We start from the raw sequence: 3681 nt of genomic DNA, 5'->3' as shown, positions 1-3681 counted from the left end.
AAGCATCCGTTATTAGGTTTCTCCGCTAACGTTAGCGGAGAAACCTAATAACGGATGCTTATTGCTGGAAGAAGTCGATCTTATCGGCATCGGTATTGTTGGTGATTCTCACCTCTCCCCCGCTGCCTGGGGCAATCACCGTAGTGAAGGTGAGCGTACCGCTGGTCGCTCCGGGAGTTAACGTTCCACTCAAGCCAAATGCTAACAGGTTGCCAGCCCCGACTACCTCATTAGTCGTCAGCACGTAGTAGTCTAGGTTTGAAACCGGATCAAAGCTCCACACACTATTGTTGACTGTTTGACCACCTACATTGTTCGCTTCTGAGGTAAAACTCAGATTTACTTTGGTATCCTTAGCGAGCAGCACAGTAATGAGTCCCGAAGTAGCAGCGTTGTTTAATTCATAAACCTCTACCACTACGTTGATGGGCTTTGTATTGTAGGTAGTCGAGGGGCGAGCATAAATCACAGGGCTTAGGTCTGGAGCAACGAAATTAATAGTCGCGGTGCCGGTTGGGATTGATTCCTTGCCTGCGTTGTCAATAGCGGTGAAGGTGAACACCACCGGACTGCTGTCATTGGTGGGGTCGACTTCTATCGGGACCGTGGGCGCCCCTGTAGCGTTGGTGGGCACCACCACCCCTGCTGGCGGGAAAGTAGCGGCCGTGTATACCGCCCCATTGATGGTCAGGCTGGTGAGATTGGTGGGGAAGCTCGTGACGCGTATGGCTGTCACACTGCCTGGCGCCGTGTCGGTGCTGGGGGTGGTGTTGGTGAAGGCCGTAGGCGGCACACTCACCGGGCTGGTGCCGCCTGGGTTAGCGACCGTTACTGAGCCACTACCGGGCAGAGGCCGTGGCTCAATGCCGAAGTTCTGACTGGTGATGGGTGTGGTGGCGGTGGTCAGCTCGATCAGGCCTAGGGTAGCAGATTGGGTGGCTCCGTTACCCACGCTGGCTGGCTCGCCGGTGTTGACCCAGTTGGTGGGCAGAGTGCCGGGCGTAGTGGAGGAGGCCGAGCTGGTCAGCACCAGCTTGAGGCCGGTGGTGCTGGCCGGTACGTTGGTGAGGCTGTAAGTGCCTGAAGCAGAGACGAGGGTGGAGGCCAGGACGGTGTTGGTGGCATCGACGAGGTTGACGTAGAGGGGGCCACCGGCGTTGGTGCCTGGTTCTGACCCGTTCTGAGCCAGGTTGCCATCGGCATCATGCCACACTAACCCCGATACGGTGATAGTAAATACATCGTCGCAGGGAGTGATGACTGACTCAATAGCCGCATCAGTGCCTGTTTCGCTGACCTCAATGGCATTAGTTCCTGAAAAACCCTGAATATTTTGACTGACTCGATAAGCGCTTATCATTCCACCATCCCAGGTGCCTCCGTCTTTTTGAAGATTACCATTGGGAAGCCAAATCCGTAAATCACTACCGGTGATTGTACCTACGCTTTGGAAATTGCCGCTAGTATTATAGCCAATACGCGCACCACTTGATTGAAAATAAGCTCCTGCAGTGGCATCAGCAATTTGCAAATTCTCACCAACGTTGATGCAGGCGTATTTAGCACAAAAGAAACTACTGGCTTTTACTCCAAGGTTCCCCGCATTAGCGGTAATAGTAGCATGGTCAACAATAAGCCTGGAACTTCCTTCCAACTGGATTTGCTTCGCATCAAGATGACCCCCGTTTTTTACAGTAACAACCGCAGTGGACTGGAATATCAGTTCTGCAGATGCGTAACTGACGCTATGTGTAATTAGAATTCTGGTCGACCCCGAAACGGTGACTGGAGGGGCTGAGCCGCCTGCCCAGGTACTTCCTGCGGTCCAGCTGCCGTTTGCAACACTGACATAATTGTACGTTGCGGGTTCGTTGCAGGCTGCAGGCTGGGCAAGGCCTACGCTGCTGAAAGCAACAGCCATGAAAACCATCAGAAATAGCTGATGGATTACATAGGAGTGCCTTTTCTTGTTAGGTGTAAAGTAGATATCCAACTGCATATTTTTTGTGTTCTTTGTATGCAGCAAATTTCGGCGAGGCAATTCAGCGCTGAAATACCTACTTGGTGCTATTTTACATGGATATATACCTAGAAAAGGGTAGTTAGTATCATATGAGCGCTTTATTGGTAGCTTTGCAATTGGTTAGTTATTTAGAATGAGTCAGTTTGTTACTTAAGTTTGAACTAGTTATTGTAGTTTCTATATGAGTTACAACGTTACAAAACAGAAGATCGCTATTGTATTAGATGATCATGAGTTGTTTGCTCAAACCTTCGCGTTGATGTTGGAGCGAATGGGCTTGTTTCTGGAAGTTCACACATTTACAAAACCGGAGGATCTTAATGCATTTCTATTGAAGCAGCCGCTGAAAGATGTCAATTTGTTTATGGATTACTTCATGCCCAATAGCAATCCAATCCATGTCATTTTCGATGTCCATCGGTTCTGTCCAACAGCTCGAATTATTGTCGTAAGTTCGGTAACAAATGCAAGCCTTATTGCCAAGATATTATCGTACAAAGTGGACGGTTTTATCAGTAAAATGGATGGAGTCGAAGAGATTATCGCCTGTTTAGCTACAATATCCAAAAAAGAGGCTTATCTGTCGGTTAGCGTAAAAAATCTGTTAAGCGAGCAATCGACGGAAATGAATCAGCCTGATTATACTCCTCGTGAATTGGAAGTGCTCGCTCTGTCGGCCAGGGGGAAAAATATTGTAGAGATTGCCGACGAATTAAATTTGAGTAAGGCTACTGTGGTCACGCACAGGCGAAATCTGCTTGCAAAATCTGGCTTTCATTCCTTTACCCAACTTGTTGCTCATAGTATCCAGGCTGGCATAGTTTGGCAATAGAAACGCTACGTGCCTTTACTGCATCGAAGGGCCCTATTTTATTGGTCATCAAACAAATGTGTAGCTTCAGATGGAAGCGGAATGCGAATCTCCAGCGTAGTACCCGTTGGTTTCGCCGAATGGATCGTCAACGTTCCTCCTACTGACATAATCCGGTTTTGAACGGTTTTCAGGCCAATTCCTTTCTCAAACCGGTCTGTTGCAATTCCCTTGCCGTTGTCGCTGATTTCCAGAATCAGTGATTCCTGATCGTAATAAAGAACAATACTGGCCTGCGAAGCATTGGCATGCTTGATAATATTGGTCATAGCCTCCTTTATGACCATTACCAATGTGGTTTTAAACTCTGCCGAAAGAATAAGCCCACTGATTTCTCCTGTAAACGTAAACTGGATACGCGTACCTACAAATAATAATTCCGTTTCTGCTGCTAATCGGTCACAGAACTGCCGGGCGTTATCCTCCTGAAATAATCGGTGCGATTTCATCCGGGTTAAGTTGTAGCTTTCTTCCAAAGTTTTCACTACCTGCATAGTCTGGTTCTTATCTGACGTGTCGTTGCTCTGATCAGCCTTTAGTATCAGGTAACGGGTGGCCATCGCAATGGAAGCAGTGAGGTCATCGTGAAGTTCCTGACCGATCCGTTTGCGTTCAAGTAGCTGCACTTCCTCTATCTGAGCGAGCTGTAATTCGGTTATCTCTTCAATTTGCTGAACCAGTCGATCGGTCTTCGCCTTGGTGTTCAGATACCTGATGAGGAGAATAAGAACAAGCAGGGTAATACTTAAAATGATAAAAAAGGCGATCCATCGTTCGCTTTCTCTAA

The 3681-nt window shown here is 48.1% G+C and carries 3 protein-coding genes; 1 reads left to right on the top strand and 2 read right to left on the bottom strand.

The genetic code is table 11. The annotated features are described in order from the left end of the window. Nucleotides 1–58: 58 nt before the first annotated feature. Complete coding sequence (locus ACOJS8_RS04340; protein WP_420147305.1) at nt 59–1921, bottom strand: hypothetical protein; 1863 nt, start codon at nt 1919–1921, stop codon at nt 59–61. 283 nt (nt 1922–2204) lie between these two features. On the opposite strand from ACOJS8_RS04340, the gene ACOJS8_RS04335 reads away from it, so the two are divergent. Continuing rightward, nucleotides 2205–2855: a LuxR C-terminal-related transcriptional regulator gene (locus ACOJS8_RS04335; protein WP_420147304.1), complete on the top strand. Its 651-nt coding sequence runs from the start codon at nt 2205–2207 to the stop codon at nt 2853–2855. Between the two features lie 38 nt (nt 2856–2893). Here the strand turns inward: ACOJS8_RS04335 and ACOJS8_RS04330 are convergent. Continuing rightward, on the bottom strand, nt 2894–3681 hold a 788-nt coding region (locus ACOJS8_RS04330; RefSeq protein ID WP_420147303.1), incomplete at its 5' end, for a sensor histidine kinase.

The organism is Spirosoma sp. (assembly GCF_048594605.1).
Classification (GTDB): domain Bacteria; phylum Bacteroidota; class Bacteroidia; order Cytophagales; family Spirosomataceae; genus Spirosoma.
Note: the sequence above shows the minus strand (reverse complement) of the source record. Positions and strands in the feature narration are given on the sequence as shown.

Bases quoted from the DNA above. Each gene is read 5' to 3' on its own strand.
- ACOJS8_RS04340 (WP_420147305.1), bottom strand. From the start codon at position 1,921: ATGGCTGTTGCTTTCAGCAGCGTAGGCCTTGCCCAGCCTGCAGCCTGC.
- ACOJS8_RS04335 (WP_420147304.1), top strand. From the start codon at position 2,205: ATGAGTTACAACGTTACAAAACAGAAGATCGCTATTGTATTAGATGAT.